This is a genomic window from Parahaliea aestuarii (genome assembly GCF_008064635.1).
Lineage (GTDB): Bacteria > Pseudomonadota > Gammaproteobacteria > Pseudomonadales > Halieaceae > Parahaliea > Parahaliea aestuarii.
Map to the genome: position 1 here is coordinate 418,429 of NZ_VRYZ01000001.1, position 22,955 is coordinate 441,383.

General features: G+C 62.7%; 22 protein-coding genes, 1 tRNA gene and 1 pseudogene. 15 read left to right on the plus strand and 9 right to left on the minus strand.

Going from position 1 to position 22,955, the window contains the following annotated elements:
- Nucleotides 1-9: 9 nt before the first annotated feature.
- Nucleotides 10-1,173 carry an amidohydrolase family protein gene (locus tag FVW59_RS01895; protein WP_148062531.1) on the plus strand — a complete coding sequence of 388 codons (1,164 nt, stop codon included), beginning with the start codon at nt 10-12 and terminating at the stop codon, nt 1,171-1,173.
- Here the strand turns inward: FVW59_RS01895 and FVW59_RS01900 are convergent.
- Nucleotides 1,116-1,784, minus strand: a complete 669-nt coding sequence (locus FVW59_RS01900) for an arylesterase (RefSeq protein ID WP_148062532.1) — start codon at nt 1,782-1,784, stop codon at nt 1,116-1,118. The genes FVW59_RS01895 and FVW59_RS01900 overlap by 58 nt on opposite strands.
- A gap of 82 nt (nt 1,785-1,866) precedes the next feature.
- Between FVW59_RS01900 and FVW59_RS01905 the strand changes: the two genes are divergently transcribed.
- Nucleotides 1,867-2,544: a hypothetical protein gene (locus tag FVW59_RS01905; protein WP_148062533.1), complete on the plus strand. Its 678-nt coding sequence runs from the start codon at nt 1,867-1,869 to the stop codon at nt 2,542-2,544.
- A gap of 1 nt (nt 2,545) precedes the next feature.
- On the opposite strand, the gene FVW59_RS01910 is transcribed toward FVW59_RS01905, so the two are convergent.
- Nucleotides 2,546-4,003, minus strand: coding sequence for a pectin acetylesterase-family hydrolase (locus FVW59_RS01910; RefSeq protein ID WP_148062534.1), 1,458 nt, complete (start codon nt 4,001-4,003; stop codon nt 2,546-2,548).
- Nucleotides 4,004-4,149: 146 nt separating this feature from the next.
- Complete coding sequence (locus FVW59_RS01915) at nt 4,150-4,581, minus strand: YqaA family protein (protein ID WP_246139596.1); 432 nt, start codon at nt 4,579-4,581, stop codon at nt 4,150-4,152.
- Between the two features lie 128 nt (nt 4,582-4,709).
- Between FVW59_RS01915 and FVW59_RS19880 the strand changes: the two are divergent.
- From FVW59_RS19880 to FVW59_RS01935, 5 genes and pseudogenes are all read left to right on the plus strand, one after another.
- Nucleotides 4,710-4,955: pseudogene (locus FVW59_RS19880) on the plus strand (cytochrome b); the annotation flags it as partial.
- A complete protein-coding gene (locus FVW59_RS19885) occupies nt 4,931-5,395 on the plus strand; it encodes a YceI family protein (RefSeq protein ID WP_484217493.1) in 465 nt (154 codons plus the stop codon). The pseudogene FVW59_RS19880 and the gene FVW59_RS19885, both read left to right, overlap by 25 nt.
- A 132-nt stretch (nt 5,396-5,527) precedes the next feature.
- A complete protein-coding gene (locus FVW59_RS01925) occupies nt 5,528-6,961 on the plus strand; it encodes an aldehyde dehydrogenase family protein (RefSeq protein ID WP_148062536.1) in 1,434 nt (477 codons plus the stop codon).
- Nucleotides 6,962-7,082: 121 nt separating this feature from the next.
- Nucleotides 7,083-7,532, plus strand: coding sequence for a 2,4'-dihydroxyacetophenone dioxygenase family protein (locus FVW59_RS01930; protein WP_148062537.1), 450 nt, complete (start codon nt 7,083-7,085; stop codon nt 7,530-7,532).
- 2 nt (nt 7,533-7,534) lie between these two features.
- On the plus strand, nt 7,535-8,737 hold the full coding sequence (locus FVW59_RS01935; protein WP_148062538.1) for a cytochrome P450: 1,203 nt from the start codon (nt 7,535-7,537) through the stop codon (nt 8,735-8,737).
- 24 nt (nt 8,738-8,761) lie between these two features.
- On the opposite strand, the gene cynS is transcribed toward FVW59_RS01935, so the two are convergent.
- The 4 genes from cynS to FVW59_RS01955 all read right to left on the minus strand — a co-directional run bounded on the left by cynS (nt 8,762) and on the right by FVW59_RS01955 (nt 12,669).
- Nucleotides 8,762-9,211: a cyanase gene (gene cynS, locus FVW59_RS01940; protein WP_148062539.1), complete on the minus strand. Its 450-nt coding sequence runs from the start codon at nt 9,209-9,211 to the stop codon at nt 8,762-8,764.
- Nucleotides 9,212-9,235: 24 nt separating this feature from the next.
- Entirely contained in the window at nt 9,236-10,996 is a 1,761-nt protein-coding gene (locus FVW59_RS01945; RefSeq protein ID WP_148062540.1) for a bifunctional protein-serine/threonine kinase/phosphatase, read from the minus strand.
- 11 nt (nt 10,997-11,007) lie between these two features.
- Complete coding sequence (locus FVW59_RS01950) at nt 11,008-11,847, minus strand: formate/nitrite transporter family protein (RefSeq protein WP_148062541.1); 840 nt, start codon at nt 11,845-11,847, stop codon at nt 11,008-11,010.
- Nucleotides 11,848-12,198: 351 nt separating this feature from the next.
- The gene (locus FVW59_RS01955) at nt 12,199-12,669 is read right to left on the minus strand and encodes a type III secretion system chaperone family protein (protein ID WP_148062542.1); all 471 of its coding nucleotides are present in this window, start codon (nt 12,667-12,669) and stop codon (nt 12,199-12,201) included.
- A gap of 116 nt (nt 12,670-12,785) precedes the next feature.
- Between FVW59_RS01955 and FVW59_RS01960 the strand changes: the two genes are divergently transcribed.
- The 5 genes from FVW59_RS01960 (at nt 12,786) to FVW59_RS01980 (ending at nt 18,950) form a co-directional block, all read left to right on the plus strand.
- Nucleotides 12,786-13,763, plus strand: coding sequence for a MarR family winged helix-turn-helix transcriptional regulator (locus FVW59_RS01960; RefSeq protein ID WP_148062543.1), 978 nt, complete (start codon nt 12,786-12,788; stop codon nt 13,761-13,763).
- 180 nt (nt 13,764-13,943) lie between these two features.
- Nucleotides 13,944-16,331 carry a TonB-dependent receptor gene (locus FVW59_RS01965; protein WP_148062544.1) on the plus strand — a complete coding sequence of 796 codons (2,388 nt, stop codon included), beginning with the start codon at nt 13,944-13,946 and terminating at the stop codon, nt 16,329-16,331.
- A gap of 20 nt (nt 16,332-16,351) precedes the next feature.
- A complete protein-coding gene (locus FVW59_RS01970) occupies nt 16,352-17,608 on the plus strand; it encodes a hypothetical protein (RefSeq protein WP_148062545.1) in 1,257 nt (418 codons plus the stop codon).
- Entirely contained in the window at nt 17,605-18,468 is an 864-nt protein-coding gene (locus FVW59_RS01975) for an oxidoreductase (protein WP_148062546.1), read from the plus strand. Before FVW59_RS01970 ends, FVW59_RS01975 begins: the two co-directional genes overlap by 4 nt.
- Before the next feature lie 20 nt (nt 18,469-18,488).
- Nucleotides 18,489-18,950: a nuclear transport factor 2 family protein gene (locus tag FVW59_RS01980; RefSeq protein WP_148062547.1), complete on the plus strand. Its 462-nt coding sequence runs from the start codon at nt 18,489-18,491 to the stop codon at nt 18,948-18,950.
- An 18-nt stretch (nt 18,951-18,968) separates the two neighbouring features.
- Here FVW59_RS01980 and FVW59_RS01985 read toward each other — a convergent pair whose 3' ends face one another.
- Nucleotides 18,969-19,466 (minus strand): thermonuclease family protein, encoded by a 498-nt coding sequence (locus FVW59_RS01985; RefSeq protein ID WP_222711396.1) that lies wholly within the window; start codon nt 19,464-19,466, stop codon nt 18,969-18,971.
- 146 nt (nt 19,467-19,612) lie between these two features.
- Here FVW59_RS01985 and FVW59_RS01990 point away from each other — a divergent pair.
- The 3 genes from FVW59_RS01990 to FVW59_RS02000 all read left to right on the plus strand — a co-directional run bounded on the left by FVW59_RS01990 (nt 19,613) and on the right by FVW59_RS02000 (nt 21,012).
- A tRNA-Gly gene (locus tag FVW59_RS01990) sits at nt 19,613-19,686 on the plus strand.
- A gap of 138 nt (nt 19,687-19,824) precedes the next feature.
- Entirely contained in the window at nt 19,825-20,493 is a 669-nt protein-coding gene (locus FVW59_RS01995) for a tellurite resistance TerB family protein (RefSeq protein ID WP_148062548.1), read from the plus strand.
- 87 nt (nt 20,494-20,580) lie between these two features.
- The gene (locus FVW59_RS02000) at nt 20,581-21,012 is read left to right on the plus strand and encodes an SRPBCC family protein (RefSeq protein ID WP_148062549.1); all 432 of its coding nucleotides are present in this window, start codon (nt 20,581-20,583) and stop codon (nt 21,010-21,012) included.
- Nucleotides 21,013-21,058: 46 nt separating this feature from the next.
- Here the strand turns inward: FVW59_RS02000 and pepF are convergent, their stop codons facing one another.
- Nucleotides 21,059-22,936 (minus strand): oligoendopeptidase F, encoded by a 1,878-nt coding sequence (pepF, locus tag FVW59_RS02005; protein WP_187275711.1) that lies wholly within the window; start codon nt 22,934-22,936, stop codon nt 21,059-21,061.
- Nucleotides 22,937-22,955 lie beyond the last annotated feature (19 nt).

Consider the following 22,955-nt stretch of genomic DNA (forward strand, 5'->3'; position numbering starts at 1 on the left):
GAGAGTTCAATGAGCTACGCACAGGGCCGACTGATTCACGACGCCGATTCCCATGTCATGGAAACCCACGACTGGCTGGACCCCTTTCTCGAAGGCGGCGGCACCGATGGCCTGAAAAATATCTACGACAAAGCGCCCGCCTTCATTCGCGACCAGATTGCCGAGGCGAGATCCCGCAAGGGTGATACAGCGGCGGCTGCCGCCGCCGCAGAGAAGTTGATTGACGGACCCAAGGGCTGGATTGCCTACGGCGCCTTCGACCCGGACGAGCGGGCGCAGGCCCTCGATCGTATCGGTTTCCAGAGCCAGTTGGTGTTTGGCACCTTCGCCCTGGGTATTTTCAGCCAGGTGAAGGATGAAGACCTGCTATACCAGGGCGCGCGCGCCCAGAACGACGCCATGGAGGCCTTCTGCAAGGCCGATGAGCGCCTGATCTACGTCGCCTATGTACCGCTCAACGATACCGACAAGGCGCTGGCAGAACTGGAGCGGGTACTGGCGCGCGGGGCGGGAGCCATCCAGGTGTCCTCCGGTCCCGCGGGTGAGCGCTCGCCCGGGCATGTCGAACTGGACCCGTTCTGGCGGCGCCTGGAGGAGGCCGGCGTGCCCTTTGTCCTGCACATTGGCCCCGGCACCATGACCCAGCCCAAGGCCCTTCAGAACAACGGCCGCGAACGCGCCCCCGACCTGCACGGTGGCGGCGAGAACCTGCGTTTCCCCGATTACGTCATGCTGTCCTACGGGCCGCAGATTTTCCTCACCGCAATGGTCTACGACGGCGTCTTCGAGCGCTTCCCCAACCTGCGTGGCGGGGTGATCGAATGCGGCGCAGGCTGGGTGCCGGAATTCCTGCGGGAGCTGGATATCGCCCACCGCAGCTTTGGTAAAACCGATCCCTACCTGCAGGCCATGCAGCTGTTGCCCTCGGAGCAGATTCGCCGGGCGGTCAAGTTCACGCCCTTCCCCAAGGAAGACCTGCGTCGCATGATCGAGGATGCCGGTCCCGAGCTCTTCGTGTTCTCCAGCGACTATCCCCACCCCGAGGGCACCTCGGACCCGATGGGTTATTTCGAGGAGACCATTGCCGACCTGGACGAGGACATCAAGGATCGCTTCTACCGGCGCAATTTCGAGGAGATGCTGCCCTGGCGCTTCGCCAGCAGCGCTGCGTAGAGTTGCTCCGCCAGTTGCCGGTAGCCGGCCGCGTTGGGGTGAATCGGATCGGCCCGCAGCGATTCGTTGGAGAGAATGCGCGCCAGCACATCCTCAACCAGGTATACCCGCTCTTCTTCTGCCAGTTCCCGGTAGATAGCGGCGTCGTCGAGCGCGCCGACACTGGCGCGTAGAACCGAGAAGCGCGGTACGGCCACCAGAACCAGTGGAATCGACCGGGTCTGCACCTGCCGGATCAGGGTGCGCAAATCCTCCTTCACCGCCGCTTCCGGTTGCCGGCGCAAAAAGTCATTGCCACCCAGTTCCAGAATCACCAGCGCCGGCTGATGCTGTTCCAGCGCCCCCGGCAGGCGTTTGCCTGCCGCCTGGGCGGTATCCCCCGGGATGCCGGCGTTGACCACCTTCCAGCCGCTAAGGCCGGCCAATTGCTCCGGGTATGACTCGCCTGGGGCGGCGCCGGTGCCGAAGGTGATGCTGTCACCGAAAGCCAGCACCGTGGCGCCAGGCGGAACGGGGTCGACGTCTGGTTCCGCACTGCAGGCGGCCAGCAGTACGCATAGCGCTGCGCCGACCGTCTGGAGTGCGGTAATGACAGGGCGGAAGTTTTGCATTGCGGATTCACCGGGGCTGTGAGTATCACGATGCTGGGCTAAGCTGCGGTGTAGATCAAGGGAGCCGTGGGTTGCTGAACCGATGAAAGTCATCCTGCCGTTATTGCTGCTTGCGCTGTTGCTCGCCGTGCTGGTGTGGACGCGCACGGCGAGTGAGTCGGAGTCGCAGGCTGCCGCGGCGGCGGCTGTGCCGTCGTCTGTGCAGCAGCACGGCACCGGCGGGCATGGGGCCGCAACGGCTGTGAGTGAGCAATCCACTGATGTCAGCACTGGCGGCGCTGGAGATATGCCCTCACCGCTCGATCTGGCCGATCCCCGTATCGCCAGCTATCTGTCGCGGGAGCAGGACAAGTCGGCACTGCAGGCCTATTTTGCCAACCCGGATGCCAGCGAGCTGTCCGCCGCGGCGGCCTGGCGGTTGATTGAGCAGGTGGAGGCCGACGGGCGGGTCATGGGCTTTGAGGCCCTGTATCTCAAGCTGGCCTGGCTGGAGCGCAACAGCGGCAGCGAAGCGGAATTCCAGCGGCGTTCGGCGGAATTGCTGGCGCAGTACCGCCAGCGTGCCGAGCAGGCGGCGCGCGACGACTCGCCCGAGCGGGACCCTGCCTTCGCAGATTACAAGCAGCGCGAGCGGCAGATCATGGATGAAGTGGCGGCCATGGATGACATTCCCAACGGCCTGACTCGCCAGGCCTACCTGCGCCAGCGCCTGCTGGAGGCGCGCATGGCGGCCTATGGCGAGTCAGCGTCTGACAACTGAACTACAACAGCCCCCCGACCAGGTCGTAGAACCAGTCGTGATTGTCCGCGTAGTCACTGCTGGAGAGTGACTCCACCGCCCGCAGCGGCGGGCCGCCACGGTAGTTCACCACGTTGTTCATGAAGTCATAGGTATCCAGCCCCAGCTCCTCGATTTCGCCATAGCGGAAGTCCAGCACGGATACGCAGTGGCTCTCGTTGAAGTCGCGGTAGAGGGGGAAGTAGTAACTCCAGTTGCCGGTGGCGTCGAGCAGCGGAACGAGGTTTTCAGCCGTGTCTTTTTGCCAGAGGGTGCGCAACTTGTTCAATTTGGAGTCGGGGTCGGGATCGTTGCCGATGTCGGCATAGAATCGCTCATAGGAGTAGGAACTGAAATTGCCGTCCGCCAGGAAGTGGGTGATGCCCAGGCGGTCACCGGGGAATTTACCGGACAGCCCGCCGTAAAGACTGGCCAGCCGGTTGCTGTCGAAGCCGGGCGTGATGGCGCCGAGCATGTTCAGCGGATGCTCGGCCGCGGGATTGCCGATAACACTGGTATCGGTCCAGGACGACAGCACTTCCTGGTGCAGGGGCACCGAGGGATAGCTCGCGGTATCGCCGGAGGTCAGCGGCGCATTGAACACCGGGCCGGAATCGTCGATCAGGTAGCCGTAGGTGGAGCCGAAGTGGCCCCGCAGCTTGGAGTAGTTCAGCAGGGCGCCGATGCTGCCGGCGCTGCAGCCGGCTACCGTGAGTTGCTTCGGCTCCTGCAGGTTGTTGCGCACCCAGGACACTACCGACTGCACATTGCGCAGGCCGTTGTGGTGCCACACCAGGGTCTCGTTGCTGTTGTCCGGGTTGACGTATTCCGCGGTGCGATCGCCAACATAGATGTCGCCGGTGCAGTAGGGCACGTAGACGATGTTCCACTCGCCGGTCTTGAACTGGTTATAGGGGTGGTGGGTGTAGATCAGCGGCGACGCTGCCGCGGTGCCGAGATTGGCGGCGTTCTGGAAGTCCAGCAGGTTGATGTTCTGGACATAGTTGTCGGGAATGCCGTTGGGATTGCGTGCACCGCGGATACCGGTTTGCCCGGAGCAACTCGCGTAGTCCCAGCAGGCGCCGCCGCCTTCGAAGTACATAATGGTATTGCTGGTGTCCGGCACCCGGTACACGAAGAACTTGTAGGGTGAGCCGTTGCCACACATGGCGCCGCTGCTGACCGGTACATCCACCTGTTGCCAGTTGTCGTAGTCGCCGGGGGAAAAGCCGTCACTGAAGCCGCTCGGGCGCTGCTGCAGGGGGTACATGCCCTGTGTTTCGGCAAAGCTGACCGGTTTGTTCGCCCGCGGCGGGCTGACCAGGTTACCGAGGGTTTTCCAGAAGCCGTAGTCCCCCGGCTCCGCCAGGCTGGTGGCCGCGGGCAGGGCCAGCCCGGCGCCGAGGGCGGCGGCGAGGATGAGAGAGGTGCGCGATGCCATGGTGTTTGCCTCCTGCTGTCGCTGTTATTGTTGACCGGCGCCTTCCTCGCACCGGTTCACGCCTTCAGGTTAGTCAGCGCAGGGCTGGCTTTTAGACTGTTTTGTTATTACATCACCGGTTGTTTATCCCATCCGGGCAAACAGGGTCAGATAAGGCTCAGCAGCCCCGCCAGCAGGGCGTAGCGCACGCTCTTGCCGATGAAGGTCAGGGCCAGGAACAGGTCGAAGCGCACTTTCATCATGCCGGCGATAAAGGTGAGGGCGTCGCCGCCGACGGGGAGCCAGGCGAACAGCAGGCTCCACACGCCGTAGCGCTGGAACCAGCGTTGCGAGGCCCCCAGGCGCTCGGCGCGGAAGGGAAACCAGCGTCGGTCCTGATAGGCCAGCAGGTAGCGACCCAGCGCCCAGTTCACCGCCGAACCGAGGGTATTGCCGATACTGGCCCACAGCCACAGGGCCCAGGCGTTGTAGCCCTCCCGCAACAGGCCGAGGAACAGCAACTCGGAATAGGCTGGCAGGATGGTGGCGGCGAGGAAGGCGGCGCCGAACAGGGTCAGGTAGGCGGTCATGTTGGCCATTCTCACACAGGTTCCGTGGCGGAGCAGCGGGTGCCGCGACACGGAATTGTTTTCAGCTTTGATTTCAGCAGTGGTAGAAGGTAGTGATAATGCCCATGAACCTACCTTCAACAGGACGCTGCAGGACAATGCTCGCCGATCAGGCCCACGGACGAACCACGCGTGCGGCAGCCGGGAGTGTCAAAGTACTGCTGTATTTCGGCCTGCTGGTGATTCTGGTCAGCGGCTACCTCATTACTACCGCCAAAGGGCAGGGCCCGATGCTGTTCAACCGGGTGGAGTTTCCGGTGCTATTGACACTGAGCCCGGAAGGGGGCGACCGCGCTGGCTGGCTGCATCGAGTGGCGTCCTGGGCCGTGGTGATCCTGGCTGCACTGCATGGCCTGGCGGCACTACCTTTGGCGGCAGCGTCAGCTACGATTCCGCCAATGTTGCCGCCAGCAAAGTCAATGTCACGATTGAAACCGGCTCGATCGACACCAATCATGCCGAGCGCGACAAGCACCTGCGCAGCGATGATTTTCTCGATACCGGTAATTTTGGCAAGGCTACCTTTGTCAGCAAGCAAATTACCAACATCGAAGACGATGGCACCTCCTTTGATGTAGTCGGTGACTTCACCCTTCGAGGTGTAACTCGCAGTGTCACCATCGAAGTGGAAAAGGTAGGTGAAGGTGAAGATCCCTGGGGTGGCTACCGGGTCGGCTTTGAAGGCGAAGCCGAGATTCGTCTGAAGGATTTCGGTATCGATTATGACCTTGGTCCTGCTTCCCAGGTTGTCGAGCTTGATCTGCATATCGAAGCCGTGCGCTGACGCGCTAAATCCAGGTCATTGCCTAACAGAAGGGTTCCATACCGTCGATGAAAAAAGTCACTCGCAATCCCTTTTGAATATCTAGAATCAAACAGTGCATTATTTTTTCATCTACCCTGCAGAGGTTCGAGCATGAGTGTGTTGCAATCCAGTTACCCCTATTACCTGGCCAACCGGGCCGAGGCACCCAATACTGACCTGGCGGTTACCGACAAATATTCCGGCGAAGTAGCGACCCGGGTAGCCCTGGCCGACTCCGCCGCCATTAACCGTGGTATCGCAGCGGCGGTGGATGCCGCAGAGCCCATGGCCCGCATGGCAGCCTATGAGCGTCAGGCGGTTCTGGATCACTGTGTGCAGCGCTTCCGCGAGAGGGCCGAGGAGCTGGCCGTGGCCCTGTGTATCGAGGCGGGTAAGCCGATCAAGGACGCCCGGGGGGAAGTTACGCGGCTGATCGATACTTTCCGCATTGCCGCCGAGGAATCCACCCGTATGAAAGGTGAGCTGCAGACCCTGGATATCTCTCCCCGGGCGCGCGGCTATCGCGGCATGTGGAAACGGGTGCCCATCGGTCCCTGTTCCTTTATCTCTCCCTTTAACTTTCCGCTGAACCTGGCGGCCCACAAGATCGCTCCGGCACTGGCGGTGGGTTGCCCCTTCGTGATGAAACCGGCGTCGCGCACTCCCCTGGGGGCGCTGATCATGGGCGAAGTGCTGGCGGAGACAGATTTGCCGATCGGGGCGTTCTCCATCCTGCCCTGTTCCCGTGATGGCGCCGACCTGTTCACCGTGGATGATCGTCTGAAGTTGCTGTCCTTCACCGGCTCCCCTGAGGTGGGCTGGGACCTGAAGGCCCGGTGCGGTCGCAAGAAGGTGGTACTGGAACTGGGCGGCAACGCAGCGGTGATCGTCGACCACGATGCGGACATCGACGATGCAGTGGAACGCATCATATTTGGAGCCTTCTACCAGTCAGGCCAGTCCTGCATCGGCGTACAGCGCATCATCATCCACCAGTCAATTTATGCTGAAGTGAAGGAAAAACTGGTGGCGAAAACGGCATCTCTGATCGCTGGTGACCCGCGCGATGAGAACACCTTCATCGGTCCGATGATCTCCGAGGGCGAAGCCTCGCGCCTGGATCGCTGGATCCAGGAGGCGGTAGCAGGTGGCGCCAGATTGTTGTGTGGCGGCAAGCGTGATGGAGCAATGCTCGAGGCTACCCTGCTGGAAGGGGTGGATCGCAGCGCTAGCGCCTATACGGAGGAGGCCTTTGGTCCGCTGGCAATCCTGTCGTCATTCGAATCCTTCGACGACGCCCTGGCAGAGGTCAACGATTCCAGGTTCGGCCTGCAGGCCGGTGTGTTCACCCGGGATTTCTACAAGATCCAGAAGGCCTGGGATGTGCTGGACGTGGGCGGCGTGGTGGTTGGCGATGTACCTTCCTACCGCGTGGACAATATGCCCTACGGCGGAGTGAAAGACTCCGGTCTTGGTCGCGAAGGGGTGCTTTTTGCCATGGAGGACATGACTGAAATCCGCAATCTGGTGATTCGCATGCGCTGATCTCCCCGTCGGCTCAACAATTTATGCTGTGCGCTTCGCCGACGGGGGCGGGGCGCGCTAGTCTAGGGATGCTCTGTACACCGTAAGCAATAATTACAATCAGCCAATCAGGAGCCCCCGTATGAATTCACCCGAAGCCGTGCACTTCGGCGCGGACGATCTGCCCTTCGTCGATATCGGAGATGGCAGCAAGCTCAAGGTATTGCAGGTCCGCACCGGTGAAGGCCTGTGGATTATCGAGAATATCTTCCAGGCGGGCTATGAAGTGGAAACCCACCGCCATACCGGGCCGGTATACGGCTACACCACGTCCGGCGCCTGGAAGTACAGGGAGTACGACTACGTGAATCGTGCCGGCTCCTTTCTCTACGAGCCGGCCGGATCAGAGCACACCCTGCAGTGCATCGAGGACAATACCCGGGTCTGGTTCCAGATGTACGGCTCCAACATCAATCTCGATGCCGGCGGCAATATCACCTCGGTGGTGGACGGTGCGCTGACCCTGGCGTTTTACTACGCCATGTGTGAAGAACAGGGCCTGCCGCGGCCCAATGTGCTGGTGACGGACTGACGATGGATATCGATATCTACAGCCCGGACAGCTACACCAGCGGCATTCCCCACGAGCAGTTCGCCTGGCTGCGCGCCAACGCGCCGGTCTACTGGCATGCACATCCGGACGGCGGCGGCTACTGGGTGCTGAGCCGCCACGCCGATGTCACCGCCGTGTCGCGTGATTTCAAGACTTTCTCTGCCCAGCGCGGCTTTGTCATGGTGGACGAGATGCCGCCGGATATTCTCACCATGACCCAGTCGCAACTGCTGGGCATGGACCCGCCCCAGCACGGGCCGATCCGGCGCGCGGTGATTTCGCGCTTCACCTCGCGCATGCTGGCAGCGCTGGAACCGCGGGTGCGGGAAATTGCGCGCGGTGTGATGGAGTCAGCCCGCTGCGGCGATCCTGTGAACTTTGTCGACGACCTCGCCGGCGATTTGCCGACCGCTGTGATCTGCTCTCTGCTGGATATCCCCGAGGATATGTGGCCGCAGATTCGCCGCTGGTCCGACCTGCAGACGTCCGGCACCGATCCCGATCTCGGGGGCACGCCGGAGGAAGTGACCCAGGCCTCCATCGACATGGGCACCTACGGCTTCCAGTTGGCCAGCGAGCGCAAGGGGCGTGGCGGCGATGACCTCATTACCCTGCTGATCGACCAGGAGGTAGACGGCCACACCGTGTCGGAGATGGAATTCGCTTCCCTCTTCGTGCAGTTGACGGTGGCGGGCAACGAGACGACGCGCAGCCTTATCAGTGCCGGCATGCATGAACTGCTGAAGCGCCCGGCCCTCTATCAGCAATTGCTGGCCGAACCGGCGGGCCTGCCGCAGGCGGTGGAGGAAATGTTGCGCTGGACTTGCCCGCTGCACTACTTCCGCCGTACCGCCACTTGCGATACCGAGGTGGGGGGCCAGAAGATCGCCGAGGGTGACCGGGTGGTGATGCTCTATAGCTCGGCCAATTTTGACGAAGAAGTGTTTGCCAGCCCCCTGGACTTTAATATCCGGCGCGATCCCAACCCGCACCTGGCCTTCGGTCACGGTATTCACCTCTGCCTCGGCGCCAATCTGGCGCGGATGGAGGCGCGGGTCTTCTTCGAGGAGTTCTTCCGCGCCTTCGGCGATGGTATCGAGGCGGTTGGCGAACCGGTGTTCATCCGCTCCAACAACATCCACGGTTTCAAGCAGATGCCGGTGGTGCTGACGCGGGCGGCCTGAGCCGCCCCGCTTTTCCAGCGGCGCTCAATAGGCCTTGTAGGGCAGGAACTTGCCAGAAAGCACCACATTGACCCGGTCACCGGCCGGGTTTTCCTCGCGTTGAATATCCATGTTGAAGTCGATGGCGCTCATGATGCCGTCGCCGAACTCCTCGTGAATCAGCTCCTTGATAGTGGTGCCGTAGACATTGACTACCTCGTACCAGCGATAGATCAGCGGATCGGTAGGCACGGCAGTCGGCAGGGAACCCTTGTAAGGCACAATCTGCAGCCAGGCGACTGCCTCGTCCGGCAAACCGAACAGTTCGCCCACGGTTTCCGCCTGCTCTTTGTTCAGGGTCATCTGCCCGAGGCAGGCGGCGGTGGTCCACTCCTTGGACTGGCCCACGGCCTTGGCCACCTGGGCCCAGCGGATGCCCCTGCTGACCTTGTTGGCGATGATGAGATGGGTAACGTCTTCACGGTTGCGGATCATGGTTTCACTCCGTTGATGGTGGGTTTACAGCAAGTGGTGGAGCAGGGCGAGGATCAGCAGTAGCTGGACTACTGCCACGCCCTGCCAGAAGGCCACGGGATTGCGCTCGAGTAGCGGCGGTTTGTCCCGGGCCAGGAAGTCCGCGCCGGGGTGGCGCAGTTCGTAGAGAAATTCCGACAGTTCCCCCTGGCGCTTCATGGGGTCCATCTGCACTGCCCGGCGCAGGGCGGCGTCGACCCAGGCAGGAACATCGTTGTCATCAGTCGCCAGGCTGCGGTAGCGCAGGCGACGTTGGGCCTGCAGGCTTCGCGCCCGTGCGACACCGGGGCCGTAGGGAAAGTCGCCGCTCAGCAAATAGTAGGTGAGGATGCCGAGGGAATAGAGGTCAGAGCGTGCGGAGCCCGTCTGGCCGAGGAAGTACTCCGGCGCACAGTACAGGGCGGTGCCGGGAATCTGCAGATCCTCCTCGCGGCCCAGTTCCGCCAGCCCGGCAACGTACACCGCGCCGAAGTCGATCAGCTTTACTGTGCCGTGGCAATCGATCACGACGTTTTCCGGGCGCAGGTCCCGGTGCAGCATCTCCCGGCGGTGGAAGGCCAGCAGACCTCGGGCAACCTGTTCGATAATGCCGCGCACGGTCTCCAGTGAGGGTCGGGGATTGTCGCGCAGCCACTGGGCCAGGGTCTGCCCGTCCAGGTATACAGTGGTGGTGTAGAGAAACTGGCGCTCGCGGTCGACCGGTGCCGCCTGCAGTACGTGCGGACTGCTGATGCGGCGGGCAATCCATTCTTCGAGCAGGAAGCGCTCCAGGTAGGCGGGGTTGTCGCTCTGTTCGGTAGCCGGTGTCTTGATCACCACCTGCTGGCCGCTACTGGCATCCTCCGCCAGCCAGGTGTGGCTGCGGGCGCTGTGGTGCAGGGCGCGCAGGATGTGGTAACCGTCGAAGTGCTGTCCGGCCTGCAGGGGCGGTGGCAGGGGCAGGGCCTCGGCCCGGGCCTGCAGATTGTCAGCGGCGCGTTGGGGCAGGTGATCGATTCGGGCAATCTGCAGGGTGAGGTTGTCCGCGCTGCCGGCGTCGAAGGCGGATTGCAGCAGGGTGCCGGCCACGCTGTCCAGGTCCTCCGTGGGGGACTGCAGGGCATCGAGTATCTGCTGCGGCTGCAGGAATTCGTAGACGCCGTCGGTGGCCAGCAAAAAGACATCGCCGGGGCGCAGGGGCAGGCTGCTGTAATCCACGGCCACCTTATCCTGCATGCCCAGGGCGCGGCTCAGGTAGCTCTCGTCGGCGGCAACCCACTGCCGGTGGTCGTGGGTGAGTTGCTCCAGTGCCCCGTCGCGCAAGCGGTAAATCCGCGAATCGCCGACGTGCAGTAGGTGGGCACTATGACCGCGCAGTACCAGGGCACTGAAGGTACACACATAGCCGCGGTCGCGCTCGTAGCGGTGGGGGCCGCGGCGGGTCTGGGCATAGAGCCAGGAGTTGGTGGCGGCGACCACCCGCGAGGCGGCGGTCTGTACCGTCCAGGCTTCGGAAGTGCAGTAGTAGTCTTCGAGGAAACTTTTGACGGCGGTTTCGCTGGCGATATGACTCACCGGTGAACTGCTGATGCCGTCCGCCAGTGCCAGGGCGATCCCTTTCAGCGTGCGCAGCGGCTCCGCTGGCACCAGGGCTCCGTGACAGTCCTGGTTGGCGGGTTTGCGGCCGCGGTCGCTGGCCTGGCCAATGCTGACCCCGGGTGCCGCAGTGGCCCCGGGGGCCAGGCCGGCCCGGGGCGGGTTTTGCATGGCGCTGGTGATCAGTTGGTCACCGGCTGGCCGATAGCACCGGGCTGTTCACGCTTGGGTGCGGTGCGCACGTGGGTGCTGTAGAGGGTCAGGCCGGTGAAGGCCAGGCCGCCCACCAGGTTGCCGAGCGCGGTGGGGATCTCGTTCCACATGAAGTAGTCGTAGATGGACAGGTCGCCGCCCATGATGATGGCGGACGGGAACAGGAACATGTTCACCACCGAGTGCTCGAAGGTCATGTAGAAGAACAGCATGATCGGCATCCACATGGCGATGACCTTGCCGCTGACATGGGTGGAGATCATGGCGCCGACCACGCCCATGGACACCATCCAGTTGCACAGCATGCCGCGGAAGAAAATGGTCATCCAGCCGGCGAAGCCGTGCTCGGAGTAGCCCACGGTGCGGGCGTGACCGATAGTGGCGATTTTTTCGCCCACCGCCCCGGGTTCGGTGGAGAAGCCGAAGGTGAAGACGAAGGCCATCATAAAGGCCACCGTGAGGGCGCCGGCGAAGTTGCCGGTAAACACCAGCCCCCAATTGCGCAACAGGCCGTTCATGGTCACCCCGGGCCGCTTGTCCAGTAACGCCAGCGGCACCAGCACAAACACCCCGGTGAGCAGGTCAAAGCCCATCAGGTAGAGCATACAGAAGCCGACCGGGAACAGTACGGCCCCCAGCAGCGGGCTGCCGGTCTGGGTGGTGATGGTGATGGCGAAGACCGCGGCCAGCGCCAGGATAGCGCCAGCCATGAAGGCGCGGATCAAGGTGTCGCGGGTGGACATGAAAACTTTTGCCTCACCGGCGTCGACCATCTTGGTCGCGAATTCCGAGGGAAGTAGATAGGCCATGAGTGGTGCCCCGTTGATGTGTGAATGTTGGGGCCAGTGGTGGCGGGCAGTTATCCAGGGATAAAAAAACGGCGCCCCTTCACCGCACTTCAGTGCAGTTGAAGGTAGACGCCGTTGTCCATGGAAAGCCGAATTGTGTGAGCCGCCGCCAACTGGCCTGTGTCGCTCGATCAGTGTTTAGCAATCTCTGTGCCAGTAGCGGCTGAGCGGCAAAAACAGGAGGAGGCCCCGGCCCGGGGGCGGCCAATCAGGGATTCCGGGGGCTGGCGGCAGTGCAATGGCTGGCGGGGTAATAGCCAGGTGCCGCACCGTTGTAAGGCTTTTGCACTGCCGTGGTGCGTTAGCGGGGGTTCAGTGCAGGGCCCGACTGGGGCCGCCGCGCTGCGGGTCGCCCTCGGGGAAGAGGTAGTCCAGGCGCAGGCACTCCTCCGCCAGCTGGCGGGTACCCTCCATCACCATCACCACGAAGGCGGCGAACTGGTCGCGGGTGATGCCGCTGTGGACCGGCAGGAAGCCGGCGATCACCAGCTGCGGCGTGGCGTCGTCGATGATGTCGAGAAACACCTTGAGGTAGGGGTAGTCCATGTTGATGCGGCCGAGGTCTGCCGCCAGTGGCAGCAGGGCCATGGGGCGCACTTCCAGTCCGGTGCTGAACACCAGGCCGTAATGCTCGAGGATGATCCGGCTGTCCACCACGCCATCCAGTGCCTGCAGCGCACGCACATGCAGGCCCTCGCATTCGCCGCAGAGATCGAAGGCGACTTTGGTTTCTTCCATCCAGCGCTCCAGCAGGGCGCGGTCGGGTTTGTACAGTGATGACATAGTGCGGGGGTGGCGCTGAAAATGAGCTGCGATTCTACGTCAGCGGACGGCGGGCTGCCAGCGTGCGGCCGGGCGCGGTAGACTGGCGCCGGTGAGAGAGGTCAGGGGAAGGCCGTTTGGCGGACAGGACGTTAACACAGCAGCGAGTGGACGCGGCGCGGGCGGGCAATCTGGGGCATCGCCTGGTGGCGCTGGCGGGGGATTTCTCCGACCGCATTCTGGCCCGCTATCGCGAGCAGGGCTACGCCAGCATCCGCCCGGTCCACGGCGCCCTGCTGCGCAACCTGGAACTGGAGGGCACCCGCCTGACTACCCTGGCGGCGCGGGCCGGCATGACCCACCGCGCCATGGCCAAGATCGTCGATGACGTCGCCGGCCTTGGCTTCGTCGCGCGGCGCCCCGACCCGGACGACCGCCGCGCCAGCTGCGTGCACTTTACCGCCCGCGGCATACACCTGCTGCGCGATTCCAGCGACATCATCGAGCACATCTACGCCTGCTATTCACAGTTGGTGGGGGCCGAACAGCTGGAGCAGCTGGAAAACCGTCTCTACCAGTTCCTGCAAAGCCTGGATATCGAAGTCATTCACAGCGGCCAGCAGGCCCTGCACCCGGTGCGTCCGGAAAACCTGCGCGACGCCAGCGGGGCCTACCTGTCCCACAATCTCGGGCGCTACCTGCAACTGGCCGGGCAGGACTACCACCGGCGCTGTGCCGAAGCCATGGCGCGGCGGGGGCACCCCGGTATTCGCTTCGATCACCTGGCCGTGCTAACGCACCTGCAGTTGCAGGGCATGAACCTGTCGGAACTGGCCGAGGGCGCGGGTATCTCCCTGCAGGCCATGGGCAAGCAGGTGCGGGCGGTACACCGCATGGGCTATATCAGCCTGCGGGAGGGGGAGGATCGCCGGGTACGGGAGGTGCACTACAGCCCGCGCGGGCTGGCCTTTCTCGACGATCTGCTGGCCGCCTTTGATGAGCTGGATACCTTCTACGCCAGCCAATTGGGGCCGCGGCGCCTGCAGTGGCTGCAGGCCAGCCTGTCCCGCCTGATCATCGCTCTGCAATTGCCGGTACCCGCGCGCTCCTTCTGAGTCAATCCCACCGCTGTGCCCCGGTGAAGGCTGGGGCCAATTTTCCAGCGCCGGCAGGTGATCCGGGTTTTGCCACAGAAACGCCGCTTGCAAAATACGATACCTGGTTTACTATGACCATTGCGGTACCCGGTTTACTAATGTCCGCCATTCCGGCGGCGCTCTGTGAGGAGGGTGGTGATGAATAATAATTACAGACGATCCATCGCGTTGCTGTCATCCCTGGCAGCCTGCCCGGCCCCGGCCCTGGCCCAGGTGGCCGATGAAAGGCGCAGCAATGTGCTGGAGGAAGTCATCGTAACGGCGCAAAAGCGCGAATCGAGCCTGCAGGAAACCCCCATTTCCATCTCCACCTTCGACCCGGCCAACCTGCAGCGACTGCGGGTGGCGGAAGCCGGTGACGTGGCCAAGTACACACCCAACCTGGACATGCGCAAACCGCCGGGCAGCTATGATAATTACGGCTACAGCCTGCGCGGCATGTCCTCGACCGACCCCTCCCTGCTCACTGAGCCGACGGTCGGGCTGTACGCCGACGGCGTCTACATCGCGCGCATTTCCGGTGCCGCCTTTGACACGGTGGAGCTGGAGCGTATCGAAGTGCTGCGCGGCCCACAGGGCACACTGTACGGTCGCAACGCCATCGGCGGCGCTATCAACCTGGTGACCCGCAAGCCGTCTGAGGATTTTGGCTTCAAGCAAAAGCTGTCGGCGGGCAACTACGACTACTTCCGCAGCGAGACAACGGTCGACACCGGCCAGTACGCCGGGCTGTCGGCCACCCTCAGCTATACCCACTGGAACCGCGAAGGCTGGCTGGACAACCTGATCGCCGACAACGAACTGGGAGAGGTTGATAAATCGAACTCCGCCCGGGTGGCGATTCGCTGGGAGCCAACGGATACCTTCACAGCGGATTTTGTTTACGATTACACGGACCGACTGAGCAACGGTTCGCTGCCGCAACTGGTGTGGGTGCGGCCCTATCAGACCAATCTCGGCGGCCCGATCTACGCCCAGGCGGCGGAGTTCGCTTCGCCGGATCGCCTCGACGGCCTGCCGATGGCGGTTTCCACCGAGCCAGATACCTGGTCGGAGATTGACGGTTACGCCCTTACCCTGGCCTGGAACGTGGGCGGCGTGACGCTGAAGTCGATCAGTGCCTACCGCGACTGGTACGCCGGCACCACCGGCAACGAGTACGGCGCCTTTCCATCGGACGGGGTGAACGTGCTGGACGGCATGGGAGGAGTGATTCCGGCCGGGCAGTATGTCTCCATGTTCAGCGCCACCCGTGAGGACGAGCAGGACCAGTTCACCCAGGAATTCCAGCTGCTGGGGGATGCCTTCGAGGATCGCCTGACCTACACACTGGGGCTCTACTACTTCGAGGAAGAGACCTACGAAGACAACCCCCAGACCTTCGTATTCCCCGCCATCATGGCCTACGGTGGCCTTGACCAGGTCACCCAGTCCTTCCTCTGTCGCGACCCTACCTTTGCCGACCCGGCAGCTTGCCTCGGCAAGGATACGGTGTTGTCGACGCCGATCTTCCAGTACGGCTCCGACAACGACTCCTGGGCGGTCTACGGCCAGTTCGGCTACGACCTCAGTGACAAGCTGGGCATGACCCTGGGGTTGCGTTACACACGGGATAACAAAACCGCTTTCCTGCGCAATTCCGGCATCCAGCGCAATGAGGGAATTGAACAGGTCGAAGCCAAAGACTCCTGGAGCAACTTCACACCGGCGCTGACCCTGGATTACGCATTCAGTGACGATCTCAACGGCTATACCACTGTGTCACAGGGCTTCCGTTCCGGCGGTTTCAATGCGCGTGCTTCCACCTCCAGCAGCTTCTCTACACCTTTTGATGAAGAGAACGTCACCAGTTTTGAGGTGGGCCTGAAGGCCGACCTGCTGGACCAGCGCCTGCGAGTCAACAGCGCCGTGTTCTACTACGACTACCAGGACAAGCAGGTCACCCAGTTTGAGGCCGGTTCCAACGGTGCCTCATCCATTATCGCCAACTCCGGCGAGCAGGATGCTGTTGGCGTGGAACTGGAGGTGGCGTTCATTCCGGCAGAAGGCTGGTTGCTGCAGGCCAGCTACGGCTTTGTCGATATCGATATCAAGGAGTTCGAAACCACGCCCTCGGACCCGGTCACCGGGCTGCCGGCGGGCAACCAGAACGTCGACATCTCCGACTTCGCCAAGAACATCCACACACCGGAGCACAACGGCAGTGTGATCCTGGAGTACGCGGCGCCGCCTTTCTCTTTTGGCCAGCTGGTGCTCCAGGTGGACGCTTCCTACAACAGTACCCGCTACTTCCACCCGGTGAACAATCTCTATGACACCGCGGGCCACCAGACCCTGGTCAATGGCAAGGTCAGCCTGAATGGTATCGGGCTCGGCCCCGGGGAACTGGAGGCGGTGGCCTGGGTACGCAACCTGACCGACGAGGAGTATCGCGAGTGGGGCATCGACTTCGGCGCCCTCGGCTTTGCGGTGGACTCCTTTATTGCGCCGCGGATGTACGGCGTGGACCTGGTCTACCAGTTCTGAACGCGCAGCAAGGAGAAAACATGCGCTGTAACAATCCCGTTGATACCGAGGAACAGCGTGAGCATGAAAAGCTCGCGCTCCACTACTTTTCCCATCCGGACATCGTGGCCGAAAAAGAAAAGGTGCGCGCCATGTGGCTGGAGCTGGCCCAACCCAGCGACGTCATGCGCGGCTGCTTTGACTGGGCCTTTGAGGAGGTGATGTTCGGGGCGGTGGTCTGGGCCCTGAACCAGGACCCTCTCTATCCGAAGGTGATCACTATCAGCCGTTTACCCCACCGCCTCGGCGAACAGCGGGTGCCTGGCAGCCGTTGGGGTATCGATAACCCGGATAGCATATACCGGGTGATTCCCATTAGCGGCGACGAGCGCTACGTCATTCATGGGCGGGTAGCCGAACAGCGGCTGGTGGAAAACTACTTCACCCTGTGGAGCCCCACCATGCAAACGGTCGGCCTGCTGGATGGCAAGGAACTGGTGCTGGACGACGATGGTTCTTTCACCATCCACGTGGATTCCGATCCCTGCGGTGATCGCGCCAATCACGTGCAGACCGGGCCGGATGCCCACGAGTTTTATATTCGCGATGTAATTTTCGACTGGGCCAATGACCGCGCCAACGAGCTGCGAATTGAACGGCTCGGCGCTGAACCCCCGCGCCCGCCGCGCAGTGAGGCGGAGAACATTGCCCTTATTAAGGATTACATGCACAAGTGGGCCACCAACACCACGCGCTGGAACGCCCAGGCCATGGATCGCCCGGCCAACGAGTTCAGCTTCACCATCGACCGCGACAGCGACGGTGCCCTGCGCAACCAGATCTACATCATGGGCAACTTTGTACTGCCGGATGCCGATACAGCGCTGGTGCTGGAAGTGCAGATGGGCGGTGCCGACTATTTCATCGCCCCCATCACCAATGTGTGGGGCACCACCAATGAAATTGTGGCGCGAAGTGGCTGCCTCAACCGGCACCAGGCCCTGCCCAACAGCGACGGCAGCTATACATTTGTCCTGTCCCTGCGGGACCCGGGGCTGCACAACTGGCTCGATCCCAGCGCTATGAGTGAAGGCATTCTGACCCTGCGCTGGGCGGAGTTTGCCGGTGGGCGTCCGGGCGAGGATTTCGGCGTGCGCTCGCGCCTGGTGCCGCTGAAGGAACTGGACCAGACCCTGCCGGCGGATACGCCGCGTGTGACACCGGCGGAGCGTGAAGAACAGCTGGCTGCGCGCGCGGCCAGCTACGCCTGGCGCCTTGCCCGGGAGAGCAGCCGATGACAGCGAAAGAAACGGTCTGGCTGATTACCGGTTGCTCCACCGGCTTTGGCCGGGAAATCGCCCTGGCGGCGTTGCAGGGCGGCGCGCGGGTAGCGGTAACGGCGCGGCGACAGGAGGCGATTGCCGATATCGGCCGTGACTGGCCCGATACAGCCCTCTGTCTGCCCCTGGATGTTACTAATGCCTCACAGCGCGAGTCGGCGGTGGCGCAGACCATCGCCCGTTTCGGTCACCTGGATGTGCTGGTCAACAATGCCGGTTACGGCTATGTGGCGGCGGTGGAAGAGGGCGAAGACGCCGCCGTGCGCGCCATGTTCGAGGCCAACTTCTTTGGCGCACTGCACATGGCACTGGCGGTGCTGCCCCACTTCCGTGAGCGCGGTCGCGGGCGAATTATCAACAATTCCTCCCAGGCCGGGTTGATGGCGAATCCCGGCACCGGCTACTACAGTGCCTCCAAGTACGCGCTGGAAGGGCTGATGGAGGCACTGGGCAAGGAAGTGGAACCACTGGGTATCCAGGTGGTGAGCGTGCAGCCCGGGGCCTTTCGCACCGACTGGTCCGGCCGTTCCATGCAGCGCAGCGCCCGTCGCATGCCGGCGTACGAGGAGCATGTGGGCAGCCGCCTCGACATGATTGCCGCCATCGACGGCAAGCAGCCCGGAGACCCGGTGCGGGCGGCCCAACTATTTGTACAGTTGGGGACAATGAACAATCCCCCTCCCACCCTGGTGCTGGGCGCAGGGCTGCTGGCGAGCTACCGTGACAAACTGGCGCAGGCCGCAGCGCGCCTGGAGGCCTGGGAACAGACCTCGGTGTCGGTGGACTTTCCGCCACAGGAGGGCGCTGGCCCGCCATAGAATAATTAACGGAGGTCACAGTGGACGCCTATCGCGAAATCGAAAACCTGATCTACACCTACGCCGAGCGCATCGATGCCGGCGACCTGGAGGGCGTGGCCGAGCTGTTCCGCAACGCCGCCATCGTGGCTCCGGCCCACGACAGCTGCCAGCGCGGCTACGATGAAGTGCTGGCCATGTATCGGGCTTCCTGTCGCGTCTATCCGGAGACGGGTACCCCGCGTACCCGCCACGTCACCACCAACGTGCTGATTGAAGTCAATGTCGACAGCGCCATTGCCCGCAGCACCTTTACCGTGTTTCAGGCCACTGAAAGCCTGCCGTTGCAGCCGATTATCTGCGGACGCTACGCCGACCAGTTCCGCTGCCGCGACGACGGGCGCTGGGAGTTCAGCGAGCGCTCCATGCAGGTGGATTTTGTCGGTGACTGCTCGGCGCACCTGCTCTACGACTACAGGAGCCCCGCAGACAAGGCGGGCTAAGGCGGGCTCTTCCCGCCGCTAGCGGCGGCGGATATTGTCCACCGGAATGCCCCACAGGCCGAGGCCGCGCGCGCGGGCGATCTTTTCCATGGTCAGGTATTCAAAGGAGGCATCCGGCAACGCGACCGCCCAGCCCTGCTGCAGAAGATAGGCTGCCAGGTCCTCGCCCTCCTCGAACGAACTGGCCCCCACGCGACACCAGCCATTGAAACTGCGGTCATTGTTGCGGGACAGCAGCTCACAGCGCACAAAGCCGTCGATCTTGAAACGCAGGGCGACCACCGCGCGGCTGCCGCACACCGGCGGGTTGCGCCAGGTCTGGCAGGTGGTGCCGGTATCCGGCACGTGGATGCCCGCGAGGTGGATAGTGCGGCCGTTGATGCGCAGGCTGGCATCGTCGTTGACCCGGGCGTAGCTGGAGACTTCCCGCGCCTGGGAAGTCGCCGGAGAAAGCAGGCCCGCCGCCAGGCAAACGGCGCCGACAGCCAGGACAAAAGAGCGTGTGCGAGCCACCATGGCAAAACCTCCCATTGATGCCACAAGCCTAGACCATGGCGGCTACCGCGGGTTAATTTCAGTGCGCGTCTTTTGTTTGCCGAAAGGCTGTGCTAGAAAGGCTGCCTGCGGCGCCGGCAATGAGCGGCCCGCGGTTTTCAGCATGTGCGGGTATCGTATAGTGGTATTACCCAAGCTTCCCAAGCTTGAGAGAGGGGTTCGATTCCCCTTACCCGCTCCATTTCAAATGTGGCCTTGTCATTCCCGTCTCAGCAACCGTCCGCGAATGGAAAGCGCGGCTTGCGGATAGCCCCAGCCCGATGAACCATTGACCGCCGGCGGCGTCAAAAACCCGAATGTTATCTGCCAGGAAGCAACCATGGATGTGAAAGGAATACTGAATCAATTGTTGGCGTCGGGTAGTGCTGCGGCGAATCCGGCGCAGGGTGGTAGTGCCGGGCAGGTCAGTGGCATGTCCGACATGACCAAAGGGGCATTGGGTGGTGCCGTGGGCGGCAGTCTGCTGACCATGCTGCTGGGCAGCAAGAAGGGGCGCAAGATGGGCACGAAAGTGGCCAAGGTCGGCGGCACCGCGGCCCTCGGTGTGCTGGCCTACAAGGTCTACAATGACTGGAAATCCTCCCAGCAGCCACAGGCCCAGGCAGCCTCATCCGGCAGTCCCTCGATGGTTGTTGCGCCGCCCGATACGCCACAGCATTCCATGACGGTTCTTCGCGCCATGCTGGCGGCTGCCAAAGCCGATGGTCACGTGGACGAGGGCGAGCAGGCGCGCATTTACAAAGCGGTGCAGTCGATGGGTGCCAGCCGGGAAGTGTCCGCTTTTGTGGATGCCGAGTTGTCGAAGCCGCTGGATCCCGCTGATGTCGCCCGCGGTATCGACTGCCCCGAAGAGGCCGCCGAGGTTTACCTGGCCTCGCTGCTGATGGTCGACGAGCAGAGTTTCATGGAGCGCGCCTATTTGCAGGAACTGGCGCGGGAGCTGAAACTCGCGCCGGAACTGGTGTCCCGCCTGGAGGCGCAGGTCTGACAGGGCGCTGGCGACAGGAATGCTTGAAGTCGTTGCCGCAGCGCCCATACGATACACATCCTGATAACAACAACTGGAGAGCCCCTCATGTATACCTTTTGTGTCGAGAAAACCCTGGATGCCCCGCTGGAGAAAGTCTGGCAAGTGGTGTCCGACTTCAGCAACCTGGACTGGTTCGCCGGCGCCGAGCGGGTGGAACAGGTGGGCGAGGGCGTGGGGCAGGTACGCCGGATCTTCATGCCGGGCAGTGAGCAGCCGGTGGAGGAAAAGCTGCTGGCCCTCGATCCCGAGCGCCACAGCCTTGAATACCAGGTGCTGGAAGGCGGGGTGAACATCATGCAGGACTACCGCGTGGTGGCCAGCCTGGAGCAGGCCGGCGATGGCACCACGGCGCGCTGGGACGCCAGTTTCAGTGGTGTCTCGGTGGAGAGTGTGGAGCCCGAAAGCATGAGCGCGATGATGCAGGATATGTACGGCGGCATGCTCGACGCGATAGCTGCCGAGGCGAAGCGCCGTTAGTTGCGGGCCGGGGCAGGGGCCTCCCCTGCCCAACCGCCACTGCCACCTACATCTGCGCCAGTGTTTCCTCCAGTTCCACCACCATCGTGTTGAAGACCTCCAGCGCCGCGTAGATCGGCTCCGGCGTTGTCATGTCGACGCCGGCCTTTTTCAGCAGCTCGATGGGGTAGTCGTTACTGCCGGCATGCAACATCGCCAGGAAGCGGTCCCGCGCCGGCTCACCCTCGGTGAGAATACCCTGGGCCAGGGCGTTGGCCGCCACGAAGGAGGTGGCGTACTGGTACACATAGAAGTTATCGGTACGCAGAAAGTGTGGAATACGGCTCCACTCGCTGGCGTTCAGCGGATCCACGGCCACCTTGTCGCCGTAGTAGGTCTTGAAGACATCGGCGTAGAGGGTGTTCAGGTTATCCTTGTTGAGCGCCTCGCCGGCTTCCACCATGGCGTGGGCCTGCATTTCAAAATCGGCGAAGGAGGCCTGGCGGAAGAAGCCGCTGCGGAACTGGTCCAGATAGTTCTGTAGCAGGTAGGCTTTTTCCCGCGGGGTCTCGGCATCGGCCAGCATCTTCTGGAACAGGATGGCTTCGTTGGTCATCGAGGCGATCTCGGCAATGAAGGTGCGATAGCTACCGTAGACGTAGGGCTGGGTGTTGCGGGTCATGTAGGAGTGCAGGGAGTGGCCGTACTCGTGGGCCAGTGTGGAGACGTCGTTCAGGGTGCCTGCGTAGTTCATCGACAGGTAGGGCTTGGAGTCGTACATGCCCCAGGAGTAGGCGCCGCCGCGTTTGCCGGCACTTTCGAAGGCGTCTACCCAGCCTTCTTCAAAACCCTTCCAGTACAGGGCGATGTAGTCCTCGCCCATCGGAGCCAGGGCGTCGGCGACGATGCGCTTGGCGTCCTCGTAATCGATGTTGTCGTAGGTGGATTCCACCATCGGCGCGTACAGATCCCATACCTGTAGTTGCTCGTAGCCCAGCGTCTTGCGGCGCAGTTCAAGGTAGCGCTGTAAGGGTTCGGCGCCCTCCCGGGCCACCTTGATCATGTTGTGGTAGACGGTCTCGGGGATGGCGTTGGTGTAGGTGGCGGCGTGCAGGGCGGAGTCAAAACCGCGAGCCTTCGCCTCGAACACCCTGCCTTTGACATGGCCCTCGTAGTTGGCCGCCAGCGTATTGCCGTGCTTTTCATATTCGGCGAACAAACCTTTCCAGGCGCGTTCCCGGTAGTCGCGGTCGCGGTTGCTGAGGGCGGCGTTATAGAGTCCTTTGGTCAGCGCTACCGTTTCACCCGCGTCGTTCTCGATCTCGCCAAAGGTGAGGTCGGCGTTGTCGAGAGCGCCAAATACGCTGTTGAACTTGCCCAGTGGGTCGGAGGCCATGGCCAGCAGCGATTCCTCCTTCTCCGACAGGGTGTAGGGCCGCATGCGCGACTGTTCGTCCAGGAAGTGGCGGTAAATCTCCAGGCCGGGTGTGCTGGTGATCATGGCCTCAAGCCTGTCTTCGGGAATCGCCACCAGTTCAGGCGTGAGGAAGGCGGTGGCTGTCTGTAGTTCGGCATTCAGGCCCTGGGCGCGGGAGAACCTTGCGCTGTCATCGCCCACCCGCATGTCCTCGAAGGACTTCAGCCCGGCGTAGACATAGATGCGGCCCAGCAGACGTGACAGGGCTTCATAATCCTTTATCGCGGACAGTAGCGCTGCGCCGCTGTCCCCCAGGTGGCCCTTGTGCTGCGCCATCTTGGGCAGCGCCTCCTGCAGGCGCTTGACGTCGCCTTCCCAGGCATCGCTGCTGCTGTACATGTCGCTGAGATCCCACTTGTACTGCGCGGGGATATCGGCGCGTTCCGGTGCCTGGGCGAACGCCGGCAGCGCTACCGCAGTGAGGGCCAGGGCCAGCAGGGGTTTTCTGAAAGTGGCTATCAGCGCCATTGGGTTCTCCATCGTCATT

Coding starts and splice junctions, on each gene's coding strand:
- FVW59_RS01905 (WP_148062533.1), top strand. CDS start 1,867: ATGAAAGTCATCCTGCCGTTATTGCTGCTTGCGCTGTTGCTCGCCGTG.
- cynS (WP_148062539.1), bottom strand. CDS start 9,211: ATGATCCGCAACCGTGAAGACGTTACCCATCTCATCATCGCCAACAAG.
- FVW59_RS01945 (WP_148062540.1), bottom strand. CDS start 10,996: ATGCAAAACCCGCCCCGGGCCGGCCTGGCCCCCGGGGCCACTGCGGCA.
- FVW59_RS01910 (WP_148062534.1), bottom strand. CDS start 4,003: ATGGCATCGCGCACCTCTCTCATCCTCGCCGCCGCCCTCGGCGCCGGG.
- FVW59_RS01950 (WP_148062541.1), bottom strand. CDS start 11,847: ATGGCCTATCTACTTCCCTCGGAATTCGCGACCAAGATGGTCGACGCC.
- FVW59_RS01900 (WP_148062532.1), bottom strand. CDS start 1,784: ATGCAAAACTTCCGCCCTGTCATTACCGCACTCCAGACGGTCGGCGCA.
- FVW59_RS01985 (WP_222711396.1), bottom strand. CDS start 19,466: ATGGTGGCTCGCACACGCTCTTTTGTCCTGGCTGTCGGCGCCGTTTGC.
- FVW59_RS01955 (WP_148062542.1), bottom strand. CDS start 12,669: ATGTCATCACTGTACAAACCCGACCGCGCCCTGCTGGAGCGCTGGATG.
- FVW59_RS01930 (WP_148062537.1), top strand. CDS start 7,083: ATGAATTCACCCGAAGCCGTGCACTTCGGCGCGGACGATCTGCCCTTC.
- FVW59_RS01915 (WP_246139596.1), bottom strand. CDS start 4,581: ATGGCCAACATGACCGCCTACCTGACCCTGTTCGGCGCCGCCTTCCTC.
- FVW59_RS01975 (WP_148062546.1), top strand. CDS start 17,605: ATGACAGCGAAAGAAACGGTCTGGCTGATTACCGGTTGCTCCACCGGC.
- FVW59_RS01895 (WP_148062531.1), top strand. CDS start 10: ATGAGCTACGCACAGGGCCGACTGATTCACGACGCCGATTCCCATGTC.
- FVW59_RS01965 (WP_148062544.1), top strand. CDS start 13,944: ATGAATAATAATTACAGACGATCCATCGCGTTGCTGTCATCCCTGGCA.
- FVW59_RS02000 (WP_148062549.1), top strand. CDS start 20,581: ATGTATACCTTTTGTGTCGAGAAAACCCTGGATGCCCCGCTGGAGAAA.
- FVW59_RS01925 (WP_148062536.1), top strand. CDS start 5,528: ATGAGTGTGTTGCAATCCAGTTACCCCTATTACCTGGCCAACCGGGCC.
- pepF (WP_187275711.1), bottom strand. CDS start 22,936: ATGGCGCTGATAGCCACTTTCAGAAAACCCCTGCTGGCCCTGGCCCTC.
- FVW59_RS01935 (WP_148062538.1), top strand. CDS start 7,535: ATGGATATCGATATCTACAGCCCGGACAGCTACACCAGCGGCATTCCC.
- FVW59_RS01995 (WP_148062548.1), top strand. CDS start 19,825: ATGGATGTGAAAGGAATACTGAATCAATTGTTGGCGTCGGGTAGTGCT.
- FVW59_RS01970 (WP_148062545.1), top strand. CDS start 16,352: ATGCGCTGTAACAATCCCGTTGATACCGAGGAACAGCGTGAGCATGAA.